Here is a 16,641-nt window from a genome sequence, read left to right as displayed (position 1 = left end):
TTACAGTGCTATATGGGTGATGCTATCAAAAAAGAAAGTCTGTTCTATCAATCAGCCGATGGAATCGATAAGATTCATGCAAGTATATGGACACCTGAAGGAGAGCCTCGTGCTATCCTTCAGATAATCCATGGCATGCAGGAATATATTGACAGGTATGATGAGCTTGCACGTTTTTTTGCCGGTCATGGTTTTGTTGTGTGTGGTGAAGATCACCTTGGACATGGTGAAAGCGTTGCAGATGGCAAAAGCTACGGATATTTCTGCAAACAGGATCCAGAGAAGGTTCTTCCTGAGGATTCGCATCAGCTTACACTTATGATGAAAGAAAGATATAAAGGTCTTAAGTACATAGTACTGGGGCATAGCTTTGGATCTTTTATCACAAGAGAATATCTGGCCAGGTTCGGATCAGATGTTGATGTGGCTATAATCTCAGGAACAGCATATCAGCCGGCGAGTGTTGCAAAGAGCGGTTTGTTTGTGGCAAGACTTCAGAAGCTGTTTTTCGGAGACAGGCATATAGCCAGGTCTCTTGACAAGATATCTTTTGGCTCCTATCTGTCTAAGATTGAGAATCCAAAGACGTCTTCTGACTGGCTTTCTTATAACGAAGAGTCCGTTGCGGCATACCGGAGTGACCCTTGGTGCACATTTACTTTTACCATTAATGGATTTGAAACTATGGCTAAACTCCTACTGCTTGTGGGTAACAAGAATAGGATGCAGTTTATCCCTCACGATCTTCCGATCCTTCTGTCTGCAGGAAGGGAAGACCCCGTAGGAAACTATGGTAAGGGTGTAGAACAGCTTTATAATATTTACAAAGATGAGATAGGCCTTAACGTATCTTTGAAGCTTTATGATCATATGCGTCATGAGATACACAATGAACCGGACAGACTCAAAGTGTATGAAGATTACCTTGAATTTGTTAATAGGTTTATCTGAGCCGGAATCATATTTTTACAGTTTTTGTTTTGATCTATTTTATATCTATACTGACATCTGTTTGAACTGACATAAGCAATGTGGAGGAGATTGGCGCTTATTAAAAGGCCACTCTTGGGAGATATCATGGAGTTTATTATCAGGAAGGGATATGCCAGTGACTGGGACAAGGCAATGGAGCTGGTGTGGAGGACATTTATAGTATTTAATGCCGCTGATTACAGCACGGAAGGACAGGAGAATTTCAGGAAATTTCTCTTTGGCCAGGAACTGTATCAGCAATATGCTATCGGTAACTATGACCTTCTTACAGCATTTGACAAGGATACTCTGGTTGGCGTGCTGCTTCTTAGAGAGAACAGACACATATCGCTCCTATTCGTGGACGGAGACTATCATGGCCGCGGGATAGGGCATATGCTTATAGAATGTGCATCCAAGTATGTCAGGAAAAAAGGAAGAAGATTTAAGATAAGCGTTAACGCTTCGCGCTTCGCTGTTCCTTTTTATAAACATGAGGGTTTCAAGGAAGCCAGAATCGAGCAGTTCGAGGATGGTATAAGATATCTCCCTATGGAACTAAAATTGTGATTGGTATTTTGACTTTTCAGGCAATAGGGCCTTTTGTTCAAGCACCAAAAGCAGCTCTATTGCTATATTTTTGTAATGAGTGACAATAAGTCACAGAAAATGGTGGGTTATGAGTAAGTTATTTGATTTAGACAGTCCTTTGATGAGAATTCTTAATAAGGTTGCGGATCTTATGATCCTTAATGTTGCAACGCTTCTTTTCTGTGTGCCGGGCCTTTTTAGCGGCTATGTTGCACTTCAGATCTACATGAGTGAAGGTGTTATCAATCTTCCTGCGATCCTGATGTTCGTAGTATTGTCCATACCGATAGGAAGTGCACTTACAGGAATGCATTTTGTGCTTCTTAAGATGGTTAGAGGTGATGAAGCATATATTATCAAGGATTTCTGGAAGTCTTTTAAACTTAACTTCAAGCAGGCATCAGTGATATGGCTTATATTTGAAGTTGCGGGATTTTTACTTATTGCGGATTACAAGATATATATGGGCTCAGATACTTTCCCTAAGATCATGCTCATCATGACAGGTGTTGTTGCAATAGTTATATTTATTATATACATTTATGTATTCCCGGTATTGTCAAGGTTTTCAAATACAATAGCTAATACTATTAAGAATTCATTTCTTATGTCAGTTCTGGGACTTCCGAGAACTCTTGGAATGATACTTATTACAGGCGCATCATTTGCTCTTCCTGTTCTTGGTGCAACTTTGATCTATCGTATATTCCCTATATACATTTTATTTGGATTATCACTTCCGGGATTTTTGTGCGCTCTTCTTTACAGCCCTTTATTCAAGAGGTTTGAGCCTGAAGTCAAAGAAGAAAAGATGTCCACAGAAGAAGAACTCCTTGAGGCTGCAAGAGCTATTCAGGGAGCTAAAGACGAAGACTACGACGAAGTTGCAAAGATCATTCAGGATGATGGAATGGATGATGAGGATAATTGATAATGATAAAGTTCTGATGACAGCTATTAAGGGTTGTTTAAGGCTGATTGTTTTGCGAACATATCATTATTGAAACGGGATGTAAATAACATTTACTTATCGAATCGTGCCGGGTTTATTACTTGCAGTAATGAACCTGGCATTTCTTTTGGATGTTGATATCGGTATATTGTCATTTTGACGTAAAGTTTTCGTTTTCTTCGGCAGATTGACATAAAAAAGAGAGAATATAATTCTCAATATGCATATTGTCTATAACCGCTGATTAATTTTGTTAAATCGCTCCATATCAAAAAAAGAAAGTAAACGATATACTGAGTAAGGATTGAAAAATCCGGATGACTATTTCTTTTATGAATGGGAGGATTATAATATGGCAAGTTTACAGTTAGAGCATATTACAAAACAGTATCCTAACGGTTTCGTAGCTGTTAAGGATTTCAACCTTGATGTTGAAGATAAGGAATTCATCATTTTCGTTGGACCTTCAGGATGCGGTAAATCAACAACTCTTCGTATGATCGCAGGTCTTGAAGATATCTCTTCAGGTACACTTAAAATCGGCGGCAAAGTAATGAACGATGTAGAGCCTAAGGATCGTGATATCGCGATGGTATTCCAGAACTACGCTCTGTATCCTCATATGACAGTATATGATAACATGGCATTCGGTCTTAAACTTCGTAAAGTTCCGAAGGAAGAGATCGACCAGAAGGTTAAGGCAGCAGCTAAGATCCTTGATCTTTCAAATCTCCTTGATCGTAAGCCTAAGGCTCTTTCAGGTGGTCAGAGACAGCGTGTAGCTATGGGACGTGCTATCGTTCGTAATCCTAAGGTATTCCTTATGGATGAGCCTCTTTCAAACCTTGATGCTAAGCTCCGTGTTCAGATGAGAACAGAGATCGCTAAGCTTCACCAGAGACTTGGTACAACAATCATCTACGTTACACACGACCAGACAGAGGCTATGACTCTTGGTACCAGAATCGTAGTTATGAAAGATGGTGTTGTTCAGCAGGTAGATACACCTCAGAACCTCTATGACAAGCCACAGAACCTCTTCGTTGCAGGATTCATGGGTTCACCTCAGATGAACTTCCTTGATGCTGACGTAGAAGTTACAGGTGATACAGCATACCTCAAGATCGCTAACCAGAAGATCGAGCTTCCACCGGCTAAGTCCAAGAAGCTTATCGAGGGTGGCTATGACGGAAAGAAGGTTACATTCGGTATCCGTCCTGAAGATGTTGATGATTCAGAGATGTTCGTTAACACTTCAAAGGCTGTATTCGAGTCTACAATCAACGTATACGAGCTTCTTGGTGCAGAAGTTTATCTGTACTTCGATCTCGAAGGATTCCCTATCACAGCTAGAGTTGATTCTCGTACAACAGCTAGACCTGGCGATAAGGTTAAGTTCGGTTTCGATGTTGAGAAGATCCACGTATTCGACAAAGAGACAGAGAAGACAATCACAAACTAATAATAGTTTACTTAAAGGCAGAGCTTACGGGCTCTGCCTTTTTTGAGCAAAAAAACGTCCTGCCCGGAGATATACTCAGCAGACAGGACATTTCATTTGTTTATAATTATCATAGTGTTACTTCCTTTCAACTATAATATCGGTGTATTATGATAAAACTTTAGCGTGTTTCAGCCATTTTTATGTTTCTATATAGTATAATTATAATGTTTGACTGTATTGATATATAAGATGAAGGGATTGTATGGGAGATGAAGCACGATAAACATAGGGATAAACTGATTGTGGGGGCACTTCAAACAGCTCTGTGTCTTGTTATGATAACAGCTCTTGTTCTTACGGGGTGTGAGAGCGCGCATGTATCCTCTGGGACAGGTGCCAGTGCGGTTATGCTCACAAGCATGGAGGAAGCTGCACTATCAGAGAGTGCGGCGACTTCATATACATCTGATGCTGTACTAGAATCTGGCGTAGACATTAGTATTGATAGTAGTTCTTATGATTCTGTAGTAGAAGTTACTATCGAAGATGGAGCGCAGAGCTCATCAGAAGAAAGTAGCACATTTACAGTAGCAGGATCTCCTGCACGGACTTTCTATGTAGAGGGAACGCCGGCCGTTGTAAGTGATTCTGATTCCAAGGATGATGACTCTATGAATCTGAACGGTCAAAGCAGCGGCGCAGATGTAAGTGTAACAGAGCTTGTAGCTGATAATTCAACTGATGAGAGCCAGAAATCTTCGGAATCATCAGATAATAATTCTTCAGATAAATCTTCTCAGGAGTCCAATAAAGACAGTAATTCCGGTAATACCCAGCAGACTCAGTCAAAGACTGTAGCCTCAGAGACAGGAGATGTCACCTATGGTATTGATGTGGCTTCATATCAGGGTGTTATTAATTGGCAGAAAGTTGCTGCATCCGGAGTTGGCTTTGCTATGGTCAGGGTTGGTTACAGGTCCAATGACGGCGTACTTCATGAAGATGCCAATGCTAGATATAACCTTCAGGAAGCAAACAAATATGGTATTAAGACAGGAGCATATTTTTTCTCCAGAGCTACTAGTCAGGATGAGGCAATTCAGGAAGCTAATCTTTGTATTAGTATAGTAAGCGGATATTCCATAACCTATCCCGTTGCATATAACTGTGAGGGATATAATAAATCCACGAGCCGCCAGTATGGTATCTCTATGCAGGATAGATCCTCATATGCACAGACATTCCTCTCTACTGTTAAAAACGCAGGATATACTCCGATGTTTTATGCATCCCGTAACGAGCTTGCGGGAGGTACAGACTGGGATACAGCATCTCTTGCAGGAAGTAACAAGATCTGGCTTGCCTACTATCCGTCGGATCCATCGGTTACTAGCCCGGGATATTCAGGTTCTTACTGCATGTGGCAGTATACAAGCAAAGGCTCTGTGCCCGGTATTGAAGGCAATGTTGATATAGATATAGCTTATTTTGGATACTCAGGAACTAGTTCTGCCAAGTCTGATACAGCAACAGAAAGTGTTACTGCCAACATGGAGTCAGGTATGACATTTACAGAGGTAAGTGAAACTGTGACCTGTAAGGATGTTCTAAACCTGCGGGATCGTCCCAGTCAGGGCGAAGCTTCTGTAGTCATAGCCAAGATCAAAAACGGCGAGACAGTAACAAGAACAGGATATAATGAAACTACCGGTTGGAGCAGAGTTGTCTATAACGGTCAGACTCTTTACTGCGTAAGCAGCTACCTTATAGTTGTCGAATAATAGATTATTTCGGCATTAACTTGGATCAGTAGTATAACTATAAAACAATAACATATTTGTTATAACGAATTCTTGATTTGCACACATACATAAAATAGGCTAAAATTACCTTTGGTGTGAGCGATAATATGCACAAGTAGCACTAAGTAAGTGCTTACAGTAAATGAAGCGAGGATAAAAGAATGATTTCCGCACAGATAATCAAGCAGAGCATAAGCCAGCTGCAGGCTATAACAAGAGTTGATCTTACAGTCATGGATCTTGCAGGAGGTATTGTTGCAAGTACTAAGGACGGTGAAGATATAGATTCAAGCCTTGTTGTAAGCTTTGCTAACTCTCCTGTAGATTCACAGGCTATAGGCAACAGACACCTTCTTAAGATCATGGATGACAACGAGCCTGCATATATACTTATAGCAAGTGGCAATGATGAAGGTGCCTATACTATTGGTAAAATATGTGTCTGCCAGTTGCAGGATCTTATAGTTGCTTATAAAGAGAGATTTGACAGGAACAATTTCTTCCAGAATCTGATGCTTGATAATCTTCTTCTTATAGATATCTATAATAGAGCTAAAAAGCTCCATATCGATGCAGTAAGGCCCAGAGTTGTAATAATTGTTGAGACAGGCAAGGACAATGATAATACAGTATCAGAGCTTCTTGGCAGCATCTATACAACTCAGGCGGGTGATTATATCACTGCAGTTGATGAGAACAGTGTGATCCTTATCAAGTCAGTTGATAATCCTGACAGCTATGATGAGATCGCTCAGATAGCAACAACTATTGTAGATATGATGAATACAGAAGCAATGCTCAATGCAAGGGTTGCTTATGGTACAATAGTAGGAGAACTCAAGGATCTGTCCAAGTCATATAAAGAAGCCAAGATGGCACTTGAAGTTGGTAAGATCTTCTATGCTGAGAGGAATGTCAATGCATACAATACTCTTGGTATAGGAAGGCTTATTTATCAGCTTCCTGTTAACTTGTGTCATATTTTCCTTGAAGAGATATTTGGTGACAATGATGTCCTCGATCAGCTTGATGAAGAGACTCTTAGCACTATAGCCAAGTTCTTCGAGAATAACCTTAATGTATCAGAGACATCACGTCAGCTCTTCGTACATCGTAATACTCTCGTATACCGTATAGAGAAACTTGAACGCAGTACCGGCCTTGATATACGCAAATTCGATGATGCGCTTACTTTCAAGATTGCACTTATGGTTTCGAACTATATCAAATATCTTGATGCTAATGAGTATTGACAAATAAACGAAAAAAGGATATATTACTAGCATTGCGGCTCTGTGAAGGGTGCATATATTTTGTGAATAGCCGGGTCTTATGCAATGGGACTTTGCGAAACGTGTCAGGTCGGGAACGAAGCAGCACTAAGCATTTCATCTCATGTGTTGTAAGGTGCCTTGTTACTTTGCAGGGTATGTGCATCCGTCACAGGGTCGCAGTTTTTTTACAATTTTGTTGGTTTACTTTGGATGAGGTTATTTTATGGAAAAAGCGTATAAATTAGAATTCACCAAAGAAGAAAATGAAAGTTTATATGTTACCAGCTGTGGTCTGTCCAAAACCGGACCGAACCATCACTTCGGCCCTGCCATAAAGCCTCATCACATGATCCATTACATCTTAAGCGGTAAGGGAATATTCAGACTTAAGGGTAAGGAATATAAGCTTACTGAAGGGGCCGGATTTCTTATAACACCTGATGAGCTTGCATATTATGAGGCTGACGAAGAAGATCCTTGGACTTATGTGTGGGTCGGATTTGGGGGAAGCCTTGCAGGGTCTATAGTTGAGCAGTTGTCATTGTCTCCCGATCAGCCTATATTCAGAAACTCAGAATCAGACAAGATATATTCCATAGTTCATGACATGATGGAGCATAATACTTTTAGTGTTGCAGATATACTTGAGCGAAATGGCCAGCTCCATCTATTCCTTTCAGTTGTTGCAGGAAGCCTTATTTCTTCGAAGGGTGAATCGGAGAGTGCCAACAATTATGTTCAGAAAGCTATCTCTTTTATAAGGGCCAATTATTATAACCCAATCAAGATAACTGATGTTGCAGATTATGTCTGTGTTAACAGAAGCTATCTGTATACCCTTTTTGAAAAGGCGCTTGGAGTATCTCCTCAGCAGTATCTTAGTTCATACAGGATATCCAAAGCCTGTGACCTTCTAAAAGTCACAGATCTTCCTATAGAGAGTATTGCTATATCATCAGGATATAACGATCCGCTGGTCTTCACTAAGGCGTTTAGGATGAATAAAGGAATGTCACCTTCAAACTATCGTAAAGCTCACAAAAAAGATGCTCTCCCCGGAGGTAAAGAGCACCTTAAACAGCTTGAAAAGTATCTTGAAGGTAAGACCACAAACTAGTATTATTCCAGTTCTTTTCTTGCTTTCTTTTCAAGTTTGTTGCGGATACGAAGTTCTAAGAAGAATTTCTTTAATATAGAACTGCAATCTTCTTCCATAACATTCCATACAACTTCGCACTGATGGTTGAAGTCTGGATTTTCGAGGATGTTGAGGATAGTGCCTCCGCATCCTGACTTCTGGCTTTGACAGCCTATGACTACCTTGGGTATCCTGGCCTGAACTATAGCGCCTGCGCACATCTGGCAGGGTTCAAGTGTTACATACAAGGTGCAGTCTTCAAGGCGCCAGTCCTTGATGATCTTGCCTGCTTTCTTCATAGCAGATATCTCGGCATGGCACAGAACAGACTTGTCAGTATTTCTTCTGTTATAACCTCTGCCGATGATCTGCCCGTCATATACGATCACACATCCTATAGGAACTTCTCCAAGATCATAGGCTTTTTTAGCCTGCTTTAAGGCCTCTTTCATGTAGTAATTATGCTCTTTTTCAATATCATCAAAAATTTTTTTCATAAAATCTCAATCAAATCATACTATTCTGGTAGGTTTTGTGTTATAATAAGTCACACTAGAATAAACTAATGTTATTATACAACAGTAAGAGGTTTTTTATATGAAAATATCAACCAAAGGAAGATATGCACTCAGAGTCATGATAGATCTGGCTCTTCACGATAACGGAGAATACATAGCTCTTAAGGACATCTCCGAAAGACAGGGGATCACGGTCAAGTACTTGGAGCAGATCGTGACCAATCTTAACAAGGCGGGATTTCTTCGCAGTATGCGCGGCAACAACGGTGGTCACAGGCTTGCACGCAGGCCTTTTGAATACAAGGTTGGAGATATACTGCGCACTATGGAAGGAAGTCTTTCGCCTATAGAATGTCTTGCAGACTCTACATCAGACGGCGTGAACTGTCCACGTTCTGAAGAGTGTCCTACTTTGGGCTTCTGGCGCGGTCTTGATAAGGTTATCAATGAATACGTAGACAGATATACACTTCAGGATCTTATCGATCAGGAACAGATGATCGCCGGCGGGTACGACTATTCTATCTGATCATAGTCCGCTATAGTCAAAGGCGGGGATGAAGCTTGATTTATCAGTTTCATCTCCTTGAATGAAGGCGTATTCTACGCCTATGTCTATTGCATAGTCTACAAGCTTGTCGTAGTCAGCTACGCTTACAGTGCGTGTAAGCTCCGGGAATGCTGCACTATGCGGCATTGGAGTATACTGATTCATAATACTTATGTAGATATCATTTCCAAATCTGTTATGAATCCTGTTAACCACGTTTATAGAATCGTCAAGATGCCCCGGCAGTAAGAGGTGGCGGACGATGGTGCCTTTTTTCATCAAGGGGCCGGAATAATCAGATGACTCATCCTGCCCTGATATATCATAGTTCGTAGAGTCTTGATCAATTTTTTCTGTTTGGGTGACATCATCTAAAGATGAGTCTTCGCCGGTTACTATATCGTTATATTCATCAGCATTTAAGCTCTTTTGGCAGGCTTCTTTTCTAGAAATCCCCGGATGAACATGGGGATAATAAAATGTTGGAGCGCCAGTCTGTCTTACCATCTCTTCGATAGCAGGAAGTGCCTTTTCAAAATAATCCCTTGCTTTACTATACTTAAACGATAATTCGCTGTTATAGTACTTACAATCCGGAAGATATATATCAACAAGGCCGTCAAGCATCTTGATGGTGTCAACATTTTCATAAGCGCTTGTATTATAAACAACAGGGATTTTAAGGCCCTTATCTTTGGCGATTTCCAAAGCTTTGATAATACTTGGGACGAAATGAGTCGGAGTTACAAGATTGATATTGGCAGCTTTCTTGTCTTGAAGTTCTAAGAATATATCGGATAGTCTATCTACCGAAATCTCTTTTTTTACCTCATCATGCGCTATCTCATAGTTCTGACAAAAAACACATCCCATGTTGCAACCTGAGAAGAATACAGCTCCGGATCCTGTCTCTCCGGATATGCAAGGCTCTTCCCAAAAGTGAAGGGCAGCTCTTGCCGCAGCGATAGTTCCGGAAGCTTTGCAAAAGCCTCTTTCGCCCTTGGTGCGGTCTACGCGGCATTTTCTAGGACATATCATGCAATTTTCATATAGTAAGTTTAATTCATTATTCATAGCAATAGCATTTTAACGTAGTTACTGGTAATAATACAAGTTTTTGGATGGTGTGCATAAAAAAGCTAATGGTTGTAGTGTCATATATCAATGAGGTAGGTGTCAAAAGTTCCTTTTGACACCTTTTGACCCTTACGTCATATCAATTTAAGGGATTTAATTTAGAGAAAAATCAGTTTTTTTAACTTGAATGCTTGTGTATAATATGTTATGTAGAATTGCGAGATGAACGCAGTTCATATATTCTGATTTATAGTATTCATGTATAGATTTATTATTGTTTATGATTGGAGTACAAAATGGCATTCGGTGATGAGATAATGCAGGGGGTCATGAATGCGGCTGATACAGTAACCAAAGCTGTCGAAACCGGAAACTTCAGCAATTTGAGCAGTGACCTGTCTGCTACATTTAATGATACGGCTAAGAGGTTCAAAGAGCAGGCTGCGCGCAGCGGTATATACAATTCGTATATGCCTGGTGGCTCATCTGCAAGGAATAATTCCGGCGTTAACATGACAGAGCAGTATATTCTTAACAAAAAGAAGATCAGTGTATTTCAGAAGGCTCATGTTAGTAGTATATCAAGCACTATATCGGGTATAATCGCAGGCTTTTTTACAATATCATCTTTGCTTTTTACGTTAATAATGCTTCCCGGAGCTATAACTTTTACATCAGCATCTGAGATATCAGGATTTATATTTTTCTCTTTGATCACTATTTTATTTGGACTGTGGTGGAAGAAAGCTCATGATAAAAAGAAGCTTATAAAGCAGTTCAATCTTTTTAAAAAGGCAGTCGGTAACAGAGAGTATATATCAATTAAAGAGTTTGCAAGTATAGTTCAGATTTCGGAAGATGATCTTAAGAAATCTTTGAAGAAGATGATATCAAGCGGAATGCTCATTGGTGCAAGGTTTGATGATGAAGAGACAACTCTGATCCTGTCTGAGAATGCATTTGATGAGTACAAGAAATTCGTTCAAAGTCAGAGACAGCAGGAGATCTACGATCAGTCAGCTCAGGTTGATACTCAGGGTATGAATGTGACTTCTGATTCGCAGAAAGTTATTGATGAAGGCAATGAATACCTTGTCAAAGTAAGACGTATCAACGATATGATCCCTGATAATGATGAAGAGCATATGTCAGACAAGCTCTATAATCTCGAAAATATCATGAAGAGGATATTCGAACATGTAGGCCAGCATCCGGAGAAAGCGCAGGATCTTCGTAAGTTCATGAACTATTACCTGCCTACTACAGAGAAGCTCCTGAATGCATATGTTCATCTTGATGCTCAGCCTGAAGTCGGAGACAATATTAAAGATACCAAGAAGCAGATCTCTGATGCTCTAGATACCATTAATACAGCTTTTGAGAAACTCTTCGATGATCTTTTTGAAGAACAGGCTTGGGATATAGCATCTGATATATCTGTAATGCAGACAATGATGAGCCAGGATGGTCTTATGCAGAGCCAGTCAGGATTATAAGCGGTTTTTTTCCATGAAGACAGATGACAATGGCAATTAGCATATTCAAAAACAGAATTGTTTTTATCGGATATAAAGAAAAAGATATATATAGAAAAATAAGGAAAAGATATATAGAAAAATATAAAGAAAAGGATAGTTATAGTAAACGACTTAAGAAAAAGCACTTTGCCAGTCATCAAATGCCTTATATGCCAGCATTAGATAACTGGCATAAGGCATTTTCTAAAGTCGTTTACTATAGAAATAATCAGTTCTTTGGAGGATAATATGGAAAATCAGTTTTCAGATCTTAATGCAGCACCATCAGCACCAACACTTTCATTTGGTGATCCACAGCCTCAGGCAGCTACAGCAAGTGCTACTGCTACAGCTCCTGCAGCGGAGTCAAAAGAAGAGAGCACCAGAAAATTCGAAGCAGATGTTCAGCTCTCACCTGAAGAGCAGAAAATGGTTGATGAATTTGTAAAGCAGATTGATATAACAAATTCACAGGCTGTTATGAATTATGGCGTAGGAACTCAGAAGAAGCTTGCAGACTTCTCACAGAAGGCCATTGATAACGTAAGAACCAAGGACATGGGAGAAGTTGGAGATATGCTCTCAGGCCTTGTAACAGAGCTTAAGGATTTCGATGTCGATGAAGAAGAAAAGGGATTTATGTCTTTTTTCAAAAAGAGTGCTAATAGAGTAAATGCTATTAAAGCAAAATATTCTACTGTTGAAACTAACGTCAACGAGATCACTTCAAGACTTGAACAGCATCAGGTTACTCTTATGAAAGATGTAGCGCTTCTCGATCAGATGTATGCTCTTAACCTTAACTATTTCAAAGAGCTTACAATGTATATCCAGGCAGGTAAGAAGAAGCTTGAAGAAGTAAGAAATAACGAGCTTGTAGAACTTCAGCAGAAGGCTCAGGCATCAGGACTTCAGGAAGATGCAGAGAAGGCCAAGGATCTGTCAAACCTTTGCGATAGATTTGAAAAGAAGATCTATGACCTTGAGCTTACTCGTACGATTGCTATGCAGACAGGCCCTCAGATCAGAATGGTACAGTCTTCTGATACTATTATGGCTGAGAAGATCCAGTCTACTATCGTTAATACAATACCTCTCTGGAAGAACCAGATGGTCATTGCTATAGGCGTAGAGCATGCTAATCAGGCTGCCAAGGCTGAGCGCGAGGTCAATGACATGACCAATGCTCTTCTTAAGAAGAATGCAGATAAGCTCAAACAGGCTACAATAGCTACTGCTAAGGAATCTGAAAGAGGCATCATCGATATGGAGACACTGCGCCATACCAATGAGACTCTTATCAGCACTATCGATGAAGTTCTTGCAATCCAGAAGGACGGCAAGGAAAAGAGAAGAGCTGCCGAAGCTGAACTTGGCCAGATCGAGTCACAGCTCAAGGACAAGCTCATCGAGGCATCAAAAGCTTGACATAAACCGGCGAATTGATTACAATCAAACGTAACGTTGAAGAGGAATAGTAATGGAACTGTCCTGTCTCAGAGAGAAGACTTATCTGGTGCGAAGTCTTTACAGTGATGTCCGTGAACCTGCCTTGGAGTTCTGTGTGATAGTTGATTTTGTGATATAAGCTTGAATTTTTTGATGATAGTTTATATTCCTACTTCATTAACATAAACACAGCGTTTCCCGCGTTAAGGGATAGTTGAGAGAAATCTGCGTTTTTATCACATGCAGATTTAAATAGGGTGGTACCGCCGAAGATGAATTTATAACCTTTGGTCCCTGTTTTTAATTAAACATGGACTGAAGGTTTTTTTATGTGATAAAGCCTGATGGTCCTGGGTACAAAAAAGGAGAAAAAGATGGCAAACGAAAAGAAGAAAATGGTATCTGAGATCACATCCATGGATGAGGATTTCACACAGTGGTACACAGACGTGTGCATCAAAGCTGGTCTTATCAGCTACTCTAACATTAAGGGATGCATGGTAATAAAGCCTTCAGGATACGCTATTTGGGAGCTTATCCAGAAACACCTTGATGCCAGATTCAAAGAGACTGGTGTTAAGAATGTATACCTTCCTATGTTCATTCCTGAATCACTTCTTCAGAAGGAGAAGGATCATGTAGAAGGTTTTGCTCCTGAAGTTGCATGGGTAACACACGGAGGTCTTGAGCCACTTGCAGAGAGATACTGCGTACGTCCTACTTCAGAGACACTGTTCTGTGATTATTATAAGGGTGAGATCCACTCTTACAAGGATCTTCCACAGGTACTGAACCAGTGGTGCTCAGTAGTAAGATGGGAGAAAGAGACAAGACCTTTCCTTCGTTCACGTGAGTTCTTATGGCAGGAGGGCCACACAGCTCATGCTACTATGGAAGAGGCAGAAGAGCGTACAGTTCAGATGCTCAATGTATATGCTGACTTTTTGGAAAATGATATGGCAATCCCTGTTATCAAGGGTCAGAAGACAGAGAAGGAGAAGTTTGCAGGTGCTGAGCATACATACACAGTAGAAGCTCTTATGCACGACTGCCGTGCTCTTCAGTCTGCTACATCTCACAACTTTGGTGATGGATTCGCCAAAGCTTTCGAGATCCAGTATGCAGGTAAAGATAACAAGCTCCATTATGTATTCCAGACATCATGGGGACTTACAACAAGAACAATCGGCGCTATGATCATGGTTCACGGCGACAATGAAGGTCTTGTAATGCCTCCTAAGATAGCTCCTACTCAGGTAGTAGTAATTCCGATCCAGCAGAAGAAGGAAGGCGTCCTTGACTGTGCACAGAAGATTTATGAGAGTCTTAACGACTTCAGAGCATCTATCGATCTTACAGACAGAAGCCCGGGATTCAAGTTCGCTGAGCAGGAGATGCATGGAATCCCGATCCGTGTTGAGATCGGACCTAAGGATATGGAAGCCGGCAAGTGCGTTCTCGTAAGACGTGATACACGTGAGAAGATGGAGTGCGCTATAGCTGATGTTCCTGCTAAGGTTGGAGAACTTCTTGATACTATCCAGAAGGATATGTATAACAGAGCTAAGGCTCACCTTGATGCTCATACATATATTGCACACAATAAGGAAGAGTTCGAAGAGGATTTCAAAGAGACCAAGGGCTTTGTTAAAGCTATGTGGTGCGGATGCCGCGAGTGTGAAGACAAGATCAAGGAAGATTATAATGTTACAAGCCGCTGTATTCCATTCGAGCAAGAGAACATCTCAGATACTTGCGTAATCTGTGGCAAGCCTGCAACCAAGATGGTTTACTGGGGAAGAGCATATTGATGATATTTTAATATCTGTATCTTATAAAATGCTGCGCTAAGCCATAAACTTAGCGCAGTTTTTTATTGCCGGATTTGCTTTTATTGCAGCTTTTGAGCGGTTCATCTTATAATAAAAGCAATTTTTGAGCCCGTGTGTTAGAATATGCATAGGAGTTTAGATATGCGTAAAGAAGATATAAAAATCAAAATGCCCATAGAGGCAGCAGAAATACTTGAAACACTTCATGAGGCAGGATATGAAGCCTATATAGTCGGAGGATGCGTACGAGACAGTATCTTAGGACGTGTTCCCGGTGACTGGGATATCACAACCAGTGCCCTTCCTCAGGAGGTCAAGAAGCTTTTTAAAAGAACTATTGATACCGGCATCAAGCATGGTACGGTTACTATCATGAAAGGTAAGGAAGGTTTTGAAGTTACCACTTACCGCCTTGACGGAGTCTATGAAGATCACAGACACCCCAAGGAAGTTACATTCACAAGAAGTCTTATAGAGGATTTAAAAAGGCGTGATTTTACTATAAACGCCATGGCCTATAATGACACAGAAGGCCTTGTAGATGAATTCGATGGTCTTAAGGACCTTGATGATAAAGTAATAAGATGTGTAGGCGATCCTGTCAGAAGATTCGAAGAAGATGCTCTTAGAATACTTAGAGCAGTCAGATTCTCCGGACAGCTCGGTTATACCATAGATCCTGAAACAGCCAAAGCTGCCAAGGAGCTTGCACCAACACTTTCTAATATAAGCGCAGAACGTATACAGACAGAATTTATCAAGATGATGACATCCATGCATCCTGAAGTTATAAGAGATGCTTACGAACTGGGCATTACCAAAGTTTTTTTGCCGGAATTCGATCAGTGTATGGAATGTGAACAGAATGCCATCCACCATTGCTACACAGTAGGAGAGCACATGATCCGTTCTGCAATGGAAGTTCCGGCTGATAAAGTCCTTCGTATCACCATGATACTTCATGACATAGGTAAGCCTTCATGCAAGACAAGCGATGAGCGAGGTGATCACTTCAAAGGTCATGCCAAAGAAGGCACTGGTATGGCAAGGACTATACTTAGAAGACTTAAGTTCGATAATGCAACCACAGACCGTGTCTGCAACCTGATCCTGTATCACGACATCCTCATGAAGGATGAACCAAGTGAAAAAAATGTTAGAAAAACCCTCTACCTTGTAGGTCCTTCAAACTTTGAAGACCTTCTAATGGTCAAAAAAGCGGATATGCTGGCTCAAAGTACATATCGCCGCGAAGATAAAGAAAGACGCCTTGATCTTTTGGCATCCATTGGACACGAAATCTTAGAAAGAGGCGATTGCCTGTCACTTAAAGAGCTAAAAGTCGGAGGCAAAGATCTTATAGACTTAGGAATCACCCCCGGCAAAGACATAGGAATTATCCTTAACAACATGCTCAAAGACGTCATCGGTACCCCTAATCACAACGATAAGGAATACCTGATAAAACACCTTGCTAACTACAAAAATCCAGTTGAATGACATAATAATAAGAACGGTGCCAAAA

At 40.6% G+C, this 16,641-nt stretch carries 15 protein-coding genes, 1 other RNA gene and 1 other annotated feature; of the genes, 14 read left to right on the top strand and 2 right to left on the bottom strand.

Features of this window, described 5'->3' with window-relative positions; translation table 11 throughout:
- Positions 1 to 12: 12 nt before the first annotated feature.
- The 8 genes from I7804_RS02150 to I7804_RS02115 all read left to right on the top strand — a co-directional run bounded on the left by I7804_RS02150 (position 13) and on the right by I7804_RS02115 (position 8,152).
- Positions 13 to 951 (top strand): alpha/beta fold hydrolase, encoded by a 939-nt coding sequence (locus I7804_RS02150; RefSeq protein WP_248404707.1) that lies wholly within the window; start codon positions 13 to 15, stop codon positions 949 to 951.
- Between the two features lie 126 nt (positions 952 to 1,077).
- The gene (locus I7804_RS02145) at positions 1,078 to 1,542 is read left to right on the top strand and encodes a GNAT family N-acetyltransferase (protein WP_074755867.1); all 465 of its coding nucleotides are present in this window, start codon (positions 1,078 to 1,080) and stop codon (positions 1,540 to 1,542) included.
- A 109-nt stretch (positions 1,543 to 1,651) separates the two neighbouring features.
- On the top strand, positions 1,652 to 2,494 hold the full coding sequence (locus I7804_RS02140) for a YesL family protein (RefSeq protein WP_248404705.1): 843 nt from the start codon (positions 1,652 to 1,654) through the stop codon (positions 2,492 to 2,494).
- Between the two features lie 373 nt (positions 2,495 to 2,867).
- Positions 2,868 to 3,977 (top strand): ABC transporter ATP-binding protein, encoded by a 1,110-nt coding sequence (locus I7804_RS02135; protein ID WP_022753821.1) that lies wholly within the window; start codon positions 2,868 to 2,870, stop codon positions 3,975 to 3,977.
- Positions 3,978 to 4,228: 251 nt separating this feature from the next.
- Entirely contained in the window at positions 4,229 to 5,740 is a 1,512-nt protein-coding gene (locus I7804_RS02130) for a GH25 family lysozyme (RefSeq protein ID WP_248404703.1), read from the top strand.
- Positions 5,741 to 5,922: 182 nt separating this feature from the next.
- On the top strand, positions 5,923 to 7,014 hold the full coding sequence (locus I7804_RS02125; protein ID WP_022753819.1) for a PucR family transcriptional regulator: 1,092 nt from the start codon (positions 5,923 to 5,925) through the stop codon (positions 7,012 to 7,014).
- A 68-nt stretch (positions 7,015 to 7,082) separates the two neighbouring features.
- An RNA gene (gene ffs / locus I7804_RS02120) (signal recognition particle sRNA small type) lies at positions 7,083 to 7,181 on the top strand.
- A 77-nt stretch (positions 7,182 to 7,258) separates the two neighbouring features.
- The gene (locus I7804_RS02115; RefSeq protein WP_022753818.1) at positions 7,259 to 8,152 is read left to right on the top strand and encodes an AraC family transcriptional regulator; all 894 of its coding nucleotides are present in this window, start codon (positions 7,259 to 7,261) and stop codon (positions 8,150 to 8,152) included.
- 2 nt (positions 8,153 to 8,154) lie between these two features.
- On the opposite strand, the gene tadA is transcribed toward I7804_RS02115, so the two are convergent.
- Positions 8,155 to 8,670 carry a tRNA adenosine(34) deaminase TadA gene (tadA, locus tag I7804_RS02110; protein WP_022753817.1) on the bottom strand — a complete coding sequence of 172 codons (516 nt, stop codon included), beginning with the start codon at positions 8,668 to 8,670 and terminating at the stop codon, positions 8,155 to 8,157.
- Positions 8,671 to 8,770: 100 nt separating this feature from the next.
- Between tadA and I7804_RS02105 the strand changes: the two genes are divergently transcribed.
- A complete protein-coding gene (locus I7804_RS02105; protein ID WP_022753816.1) occupies positions 8,771 to 9,220 on the top strand; it encodes an RrF2 family transcriptional regulator in 450 nt (149 codons plus the stop codon).
- Here I7804_RS02105 and I7804_RS02100 read toward each other — a convergent pair whose 3' ends face one another.
- On the bottom strand, positions 9,221 to 10,279 hold the full coding sequence (locus tag I7804_RS02100) for a radical SAM protein (RefSeq protein WP_248404701.1): 1,059 nt from the start codon (positions 10,277 to 10,279) through the stop codon (positions 9,221 to 9,223).
- A gap of 335 nt (positions 10,280 to 10,614) precedes the next feature.
- On the opposite strand from I7804_RS02100, the gene I7804_RS02095 reads away from it, so the two are divergent.
- From I7804_RS02095 to I7804_RS02075, 5 genes are all read left to right on the top strand, one after another.
- Positions 10,615 to 11,814: a 5-bromo-4-chloroindolyl phosphate hydrolysis family protein gene (locus I7804_RS02095; protein ID WP_022753814.1), complete on the top strand. Its 1,200-nt coding sequence runs from the start codon at positions 10,615 to 10,617 to the stop codon at positions 11,812 to 11,814.
- A 29-nt stretch (positions 11,815 to 11,843) separates the two neighbouring features.
- Positions 11,844 to 12,083 (top strand): hypothetical protein, encoded by a 240-nt coding sequence (locus I7804_RS02090; RefSeq protein WP_027218878.1) that lies wholly within the window; start codon positions 11,844 to 11,846, stop codon positions 12,081 to 12,083.
- A 1-nt stretch (position 12,084) separates the two neighbouring features.
- Positions 12,085 to 13,263 carry a toxic anion resistance protein gene (locus I7804_RS02085; RefSeq protein WP_022753812.1) on the top strand — a complete coding sequence of 393 codons (1,179 nt, stop codon included), beginning with the start codon at positions 12,085 to 12,087 and terminating at the stop codon, positions 13,261 to 13,263.
- 27 nt (positions 13,264 to 13,290) lie between these two features.
- Positions 13,291 to 13,583 (top strand) — a binding site (T-box leader).
- Between the two features lie 75 nt (positions 13,584 to 13,658).
- Positions 13,659 to 15,095, top strand: coding sequence for a proline--tRNA ligase (proS, locus tag I7804_RS02080; RefSeq protein ID WP_248404699.1), 1,437 nt, complete (start codon positions 13,659 to 13,661; stop codon positions 15,093 to 15,095).
- A gap of 162 nt (positions 15,096 to 15,257) precedes the next feature.
- Positions 15,258 to 16,616, top strand: coding sequence for a CCA tRNA nucleotidyltransferase (locus tag I7804_RS02075; RefSeq protein ID WP_248404697.1), 1,359 nt, complete (start codon positions 15,258 to 15,260; stop codon positions 16,614 to 16,616).
- Positions 16,617 to 16,641 lie beyond the last annotated feature (25 nt).

The organism is Butyrivibrio fibrisolvens, from assembly GCF_023206215.1.
GTDB classification, from domain to species: Bacteria; Bacillota; Clostridia; order Lachnospirales; family Lachnospiraceae; genus Butyrivibrio; species Butyrivibrio fibrisolvens_C.
Note: the sequence above shows the minus strand (reverse complement) of the source record. Positions and strands in the feature narration are given on the sequence as shown.

What these genes read in the sequence shown, in the direction of transcription:
- I7804_RS02095 (WP_022753814.1), top strand. Translation starts at nt 10,615, where the DNA reads ATGGCATTCGGTGATGAGATAATGCAGGGGGTCATGAATGCGGCTGAT.
- I7804_RS02145 (WP_074755867.1), top strand. Translation starts at nt 1,078, where the DNA reads ATGGAGTTTATTATCAGGAAGGGATATGCCAGTGACTGGGACAAGGCA.
- I7804_RS02115 (WP_022753818.1), top strand. Translation starts at nt 7,259, where the DNA reads ATGGAAAAAGCGTATAAATTAGAATTCACCAAAGAAGAAAATGAAAGT.
- I7804_RS02085 (WP_022753812.1), top strand. Translation starts at nt 12,085, where the DNA reads ATGGAAAATCAGTTTTCAGATCTTAATGCAGCACCATCAGCACCAACA.
- I7804_RS02125 (WP_022753819.1), top strand. Translation starts at nt 5,923, where the DNA reads ATGATTTCCGCACAGATAATCAAGCAGAGCATAAGCCAGCTGCAGGCT.
- proS (WP_248404699.1), top strand. Translation starts at nt 13,659, where the DNA reads ATGGCAAACGAAAAGAAGAAAATGGTATCTGAGATCACATCCATGGAT.
- I7804_RS02140 (WP_248404705.1), top strand. Translation starts at nt 1,652, where the DNA reads ATGAGTAAGTTATTTGATTTAGACAGTCCTTTGATGAGAATTCTTAAT.
- I7804_RS02090 (WP_027218878.1), top strand. Translation starts at nt 11,844, where the DNA reads ATGGCAATTAGCATATTCAAAAACAGAATTGTTTTTATCGGATATAAA.
- I7804_RS02130 (WP_248404703.1), top strand. Translation starts at nt 4,229, where the DNA reads ATGAAGCACGATAAACATAGGGATAAACTGATTGTGGGGGCACTTCAA.
- I7804_RS02150 (WP_248404707.1), top strand. Translation starts at nt 13, where the DNA reads ATGGGTGATGCTATCAAAAAAGAAAGTCTGTTCTATCAATCAGCCGAT.
- I7804_RS02100 (WP_248404701.1), bottom strand. Translation starts at nt 10,279, where the DNA reads ATGATATGTCCTAGAAAATGCCGCGTAGACCGCACCAAGGGCGAAAGA.
- I7804_RS02135 (WP_022753821.1), top strand. Translation starts at nt 2,868, where the DNA reads ATGGCAAGTTTACAGTTAGAGCATATTACAAAACAGTATCCTAACGGT.
- I7804_RS02075 (WP_248404697.1), top strand. Translation starts at nt 15,258, where the DNA reads ATGCGTAAAGAAGATATAAAAATCAAAATGCCCATAGAGGCAGCAGAA.
- tadA (WP_022753817.1), bottom strand. Translation starts at nt 8,670, where the DNA reads ATGAAAAAAATTTTTGATGATATTGAAAAAGAGCATAATTACTACATG.
- I7804_RS02105 (WP_022753816.1), top strand. Translation starts at nt 8,771, where the DNA reads ATGAAAATATCAACCAAAGGAAGATATGCACTCAGAGTCATGATAGAT.